General features: G+C 63.2%; 5 protein-coding genes. 4 read left to right on the top strand and 1 reads right to left on the bottom strand.

Features of this window, described 5'->3' with window-relative positions; translation table 11 throughout:
• Positions 1–105: 105 nt before the first annotated feature.
• The gene (bkdR, locus tag OC610_RS19905) at positions 106–594 is read right to left on the bottom strand and encodes a Bkd operon transcriptional regulator BkdR (RefSeq protein WP_003202929.1); all 489 of its coding nucleotides are present in this window, start codon (positions 592–594) and stop codon (positions 106–108) included.
• A 194-nt stretch (positions 595–788) separates the two neighbouring features.
• Between bkdR and OC610_RS19900 the strand changes: the two genes are divergently transcribed.
• Genes OC610_RS19900 through lpdA form a run of 4 tightly spaced genes read left to right on the top strand, consistent with a single transcriptional unit; the run spans position 789 to position 5,742 of the window.
• Positions 789–2,024: a 3-methyl-2-oxobutanoate dehydrogenase (2-methylpropanoyl-transferring) subunit alpha gene (locus OC610_RS19900; RefSeq protein WP_207966892.1), complete on the top strand. Its 1,236-nt coding sequence runs from the start codon at positions 789–791 to the stop codon at positions 2,022–2,024.
• Between the two features lies 1 nt (position 2,025).
• A complete protein-coding gene (locus tag OC610_RS19895; protein WP_030141237.1) occupies positions 2,026–3,084 on the top strand; it encodes an alpha-ketoacid dehydrogenase subunit beta in 1,059 nt (352 codons plus the stop codon).
• On the top strand, positions 3,085–4,356 hold the full coding sequence (locus tag OC610_RS19890) for a dihydrolipoamide acetyltransferase family protein (RefSeq protein WP_264430100.1): 1,272 nt from the start codon (positions 3,085–3,087) through the stop codon (positions 4,354–4,356).
• A gap of 3 nt (positions 4,357–4,359) precedes the next feature.
• On the top strand, positions 4,360–5,742 hold the full coding sequence (gene lpdA, locus OC610_RS19885; RefSeq protein ID WP_264430099.1) for a dihydrolipoyl dehydrogenase: 1,383 nt from the start codon (positions 4,360–4,362) through the stop codon (positions 5,740–5,742).
• Positions 5,743–5,792 lie beyond the last annotated feature (50 nt).

The raw sequence follows: 5,792 nt of genomic DNA, 5'->3' as shown, positions 1-5,792 counted from the left end.
GTGGGAGCGAGCCTGCTCGCGAAATCGGTAGGTCAGGCGACAACGCACCGTCAGGAACCCACCCATTCTCTGTAGGAGCTGCCGAAGGCTGCGATCCTTTGACTTTCAGGTCCCCAACGTCAACCCATTGGCCGGCAACGGCAGCGCGGTCTTGTAGCGCACCTGCTTGAGCGCGAAGCTGGAGCGGATGTTCGCCACGCCCGGGACCTTGGTCAGGAAGTCCATCATGAACCGCTCCAACGACTGGATCGTTGGCACCAGCACGCGAATCAGATAATCCGGATCACCCGCCATCAGGTAGCACTCCATCACCTCCGGCCGGTCGGAGATCGCCTCCTCGAAATGCTGCAACGCCTCTTCCACCTGCTTCTCCAGGCTGACATGGATGAACACGTTGACGTGCAACCCCAGCAGATCGGCGTCCAGCAGCGTGACCTGCTCGCGGATCACTCCCAATTCCTCCATGGCCCGGACGCGGTTGAAGCACGGCGTCGGTGACAGGTTCACCGAACGGGCGAGATCGGCGTTGGTGATGCGGGCGTTTTCCTGAAGGCTGTTCAAGATGCCGATGTCGGTGCGATCCAATTTACGCATGAGACAAAATTTCCTGATTTTTATCGTTGTGCAGATTTTTTATCTGCAAATGATCTGAACAGCAAGCTAACAGAGAAAAATATTCTTCTTCGTCGAGCCTATGATTGTTGTAGGACAATTTCCCACCTACCTAGGGAAATTCGTCAGCTAGCGCGCCCACTACAAGAAATTCACAAGATCGAGCGTAGAAAGCCATGAACCCAGCGTATGAACCGCTACGCCTGCACGTTCCCGAACCCTCGGGCCGTCCCGGCTGCAAGACCGACTTTTCCTACCTGCATCTGTCCGATGCCGGCACGGTGCGCAAACCTCCCATCGACGTCGAACCCGCCGACACCGCCGACCTGGCCCGCAGCCTGATTCGCGTACTCGATGACCAGGGCAACGCCTTGGGCGACTGGGCTACAGACATCCCCGTCGAAATCCTGCGCAAAGGCATGCGCGCCATGCTCAAGACGCGCATCTACGACAACCGCATGGTCGTCGCCCAGCGTCAGAAAAAGATGTCGTTCTACATGCAAAGCCTTGGCGAAGAAGCCATCGGCAGCGCCCAGGCCCTGGCCCTGAACATCGACGACATGTGCTTCCCCACCTATCGCCAGCAAAGCATCCTGATGGCCCGCGAGGTGCCGCTGGTGGACCTGATCTGCCAACTGTTGTCCAACGAGCGCGATCCGCTCAAGGGCCGGCAATTGCCGATCATGTATTCGGTCAAGGACGCTGGTTTTTTCACCATTTCCGGCAACCTCGCCACGCAATTCATCCAAGGCGTGGGCTGGGGCATGGCCTCGGCGATCAAGGGCGATACCAAGATCGCTTCGGCCTGGATCGGCGACGGCGCCACCGCCGAATCGGACTTCCACACCGCCCTCACCTTCGCCCACGTTTACCGCGCGCCGGTGATTCTCAACGTGGTCAACAACCAATGGGCAATCTCCACCTTCCAGGCCATCGCCGGCGGTGAAGCCACGACGTTCGCCGGACGCGGCGTCGGTTGCGGCATCGCCTCCCTGCGCGTGGACGGCAACGACTTCATGGCGGTCTACGCCGCCTCGCGCTGGGCCGCCGAACGCGCCCGTCGCAACCTCGGCCCGGCGCTGATCGAATGGGTCACCTACCGCGCCGGCCCGCACTCCACCTCGGACGATCCGTCCAAATATCGCCCCGCCGACGACTGGAGCCACTTCCCCCTGGGCGATCCGATTGCCCGCCTCAAGCAGCACATGGTGAAGATCGGCCAGTGGTCCGAAGAGGAACACGCCGCCGTCACCGCCGAACTCGAAGCCGAGGTGATCGCCGCGCAGAAGGAAGCCGAGCAGTACGGCACCCTCGCCGGCGGGCAGATTCCAAGCGCCGCGACCATGTTCGAAGACGTCTACAAAGAGATGCCGGAGCACTTGAAGCGCCAGCGTCAGCAGTTGGGGATCTGACATGAACGATCACAACAACAATATTGCGTTGGACACCGCCATGACCACTACCACCATGACCATGATCCAGGCCCTGCGCTCGGCCATGGACGTGATGCTCGAACGCGACGACAACGTCGTGGTGTTCGGCCAGGACGTCGGTTACTTCGGCGGCGTGTTCCGCTGCACCGAAGGCCTGCAGAACAAGTACGGCACCTCGCGGGTGTTCGACGCGCCGATTTCCGAAAGCGGCATCGTCGGCGTGGCGGTGGGCATGGGCGCCTATGGGCTGCGGCCGGTGGCCGAGATCCAGTTCGCCGACTATGTCTACCCGGCGTCGGACCAGATCATTTCCGAAGCGGCGCGCCTGCGCTATCGCTCGGCCGGCGAATTCACCGCGCCGATGACCCTGCGCATGCCGTGCGGCGGCGGCATCTATGGAGGCCAGACCCACAGCCAGAGCATCGAGGCGATGTTCACCCAAGTCTGTGGCCTGCGCACCGTCATGCCGTCCAACCCCTACGACGCCAAGGGCCTGCTGATCGCCTCCATCGAAAACGATGACCCGGTGATCTTCCTCGAACCCAAGCGCCTGTATAACGGCCCGTTCGACGGCCACCACGACCGTCCGGTAACGCCGTGGTCCAAGCATCCGCAAGCGCAAGTGCCGGACGGCTACTACACCGTGCCGCTGGACGTCGCCGCCATCACCCGCCCGGGCAAGGACGTGACCATCCTCACCTACGGCACCACGGTCTACGTCTCCCAAGTGGCCGCCGAAGAAACCGGCATCGACGCCGAAGTCATCGACCTGCGCAGCCTCTGGCCGCTGGACCTGGAGACCATCGTCAAGTCGGTGAAGAAAACCGGCCGCTGCGTGGTCGTCCACGAAGCCACCCGCACCTGCGGTTTCGGCGCCGAGTTGGTGTCGTTGGTGCAAGAACATTGCTTCCACCACCTGGAAGCGCCCATCGAGCGTGTCACCGGTTGGGACACCCCCTACCCGCACGCGCAGGAGTGGGCGTATTTCCCAGGGCCGTCCCGTGTGGGCGCGGCGTTGAAACGGGTCATGGAGGTCTGAATGGGCACGCACGTTATCAAGATGCCGGACATCGGCGAAGGCATTGCGGAAGTTGAACTGTCGGTGTGGCACGTCAAGGTCGGCGACATGGTGGTCGAGGATCAGGTATTGGCCGATGTCATGACCGACAAGGCGATGGTGGACATCCCCTCGCCGGTGCATGGCCGGGTCATCGCCCTGGGTGGCGAGCCAGGTGAAGTCATGGCGGTGGGCAGCGAGCTGATCCGCATTGAGGTGGAAGGTGCGGGCAACCTGAAGGAGTCGGCGCAACCGGCTCCAGCACCGGCTGTGCAGGCGCCAAAGCCAGCGCCAGCACCAGTGGCAACGCCTGAACCCGTGGTGGAGAAGACCGCCGCACCCCGCTGCACCGCGCAAGCCCCGGTGGCCCGCGATCCCGAGGAGCGTCCACTGGCGTCGCCGGCCGTGCGCAAACACGCGCTGGACCTCGGTATCCAACTGCGCCTGGTGCAGGGCAGCGGCCCCGCCGGGCGCGTCCTGCATGAAGACCTCGAAGCCTATCTGGCCCAGGGTTCGTCGCCACAGGCCAAGGGCGGCTCGGGTTATGCCGAACGCCACGACGAGCAGCAGATCCCGGTGATCGGTATGCGTCGCAAGATCGCCCAGCGCATGCAGGAAGCGACCCAGCGCGCCGCCCACTTCAGCTACGTCGAGGAAATCGACGTCACGGCGCTGGAGGAGCTGCGGGTTCACTTGAATGAAAAACACGGCGCCAGTCGCGGCAAGCTGACATTGCTGCCGTTCCTGGTCCGCGCCCTGGTCGTGGCCTTGCGTGATTTCCCGCAGATGAACGCGCGCTACGACGACGAGGCCCAAGTCATCCACCGCTCCGGCGCGGTGCATGTCGGCGTCGCGACCCAGAGCGATGTCGGCCTGATGGTGCCGGTGGTGCGTCACGCCGAGGCTCGCAGCCTGTGGGACAGCGCGGCGGAAATCTCGCGTCTGGCCACGGCGGCGCGCAATGGCAAGGCCAGTCGCGATGAGCTGTCCGGTTCGACCATCACCCTGACCAGCCTCGGCGCGCTCGGCGGCATCGTCAGCACGCCGGTGCTGAACCTGCCGGAAGTGGCGATCGTCGGCGTGAACAAGATCGTCGAGCGGCCCATGGTGATCAAGGGCCAGATCGTGATCCGCAAGATGATGAACCTTTCCAGCTCCTTCGATCACCGGGTGGTCGACGGCATGGACGCGGCGCAATTCATCCAGGCCCTGCGTGGCTTGCTCGAACAACCCGCCACTTTGTTTGTGGAGTAGGCGATGCAGACTTTGAATACCAAACTATTGATCATCGGCGGCGGCCCGGGCGGTTATGTGGCGGCGATCCGCGCCGGCCAACTGGGCATCGAGACGATCCTGGTGGAAGGCCAGGCGCTGGGCGGTACTTGCCTGAACATCGGCTGCATACCGTCCAAGGCGCTGATTCATGTGGCCGAGCAGTTCCACCAGACGCGCCACCACAGCCAGGGCTCGGCCTTGGGTATCAACGTGTCCGCGCCAACCCTGGACATCGGCAAGAGCGTGGAATGGAAGGACGGCATCGTCGATCGCCTGACCACCGGCGTCGCCGCGTTGCTGAAGAAGAATAAGGTCCAGGTCATTCATGGCTGGGCCAAGGTCATCGATGGCAAGACCGTTGAGGTCGGTGATACGCGTATCCAGTGCGAACACCTGCTGCTGGCCACCGGCTCGAAAAGCGTCAACCTGCCGATGCTGCCGATAGGCGGGCCGATCATCTCGTCCACCGAAGCCCTCGCGCCTACCTCAGTGCCCAAGCATCTGGTGGTGGTCGGCGGTGGCTACATCGGCCTGGAGCTGGGCATTGCCTATCGCAAGCTCGGCGCCGAGGTCAGTGTGGTCGAGGCCCAGGAGCGGATCCTGCCGGCCTACGACGGTGAGCTGACCCAACCGGTGCATGAAGCGCTCAAGCAATTGGGCGTGAAGCTGTATCTCAAGCACAGCGTCGAAGGTTTCGATGCCCAGGCCAGCACCTTGCAAGTGCGCGATCCCAATGGCGACACGCTGAACCTCGACACTGACCGGGTGTTGGTGGCGGTCGGGCGCAAGCCCAACACCCAAGGCTGGAACCTGGAGGCGCTGGACTTGGCGATGAACGGTTCGGCGGTCAAGATCGACAATCGCTGCCAGACCAGCATGCGCAATGTCTGGGCCATCGGCGACCTGAGCGGCGAACCGATGCTCGCCCACCGGGCCATGGCCCAGGGCGAAATGGTCGCCGAGCTGATCGCCGGTGAGCACCGAGAGTTCAGCCCGACCGCCATCGCGGCGGTGTGCTTCACCGATCCGGAAGTGGTCGTGGTCGGCAAGACGCCGGACGAGGCCAAGGCTGCCGGCCTGGACTGCATGGTTTCGAGCTTCCCGTTCGCCGCCAATGGCCGGGCCATGACGCTGGAATCGAAAAGCGGTTTCGTCCGCGTCGTGGCGCGCCGGGACAATCACCTGATCGTCGGTTGGCAAGCGGTTGGCGTGGGGGTGTCGGAGTTGTCCACCGCATTTGGCCAATCCCTGGAAATGGGTGCGCGCCTGGAGGACATCGCCGGCACCATCCATGCCCATCCGACGCTGGGTGAAGCGGTGCAGGAAGCGGCGTTGCGGGCGTTGGGGCATGCGTTGCATCTGTAATACATAAGTTATGGACCAGCAATGTCTGGGGGGGATTTATCCCCGCTGGG

The organism is Pseudomonas agronomica (assembly GCF_025917275.1).
Taxonomy (GTDB): domain Bacteria; phylum Pseudomonadota; class Gammaproteobacteria; order Pseudomonadales; family Pseudomonadaceae; genus Aquipseudomonas; species Aquipseudomonas agronomica.
This window is presented reverse-complemented; position numbering and strand designations above follow the sequence as displayed.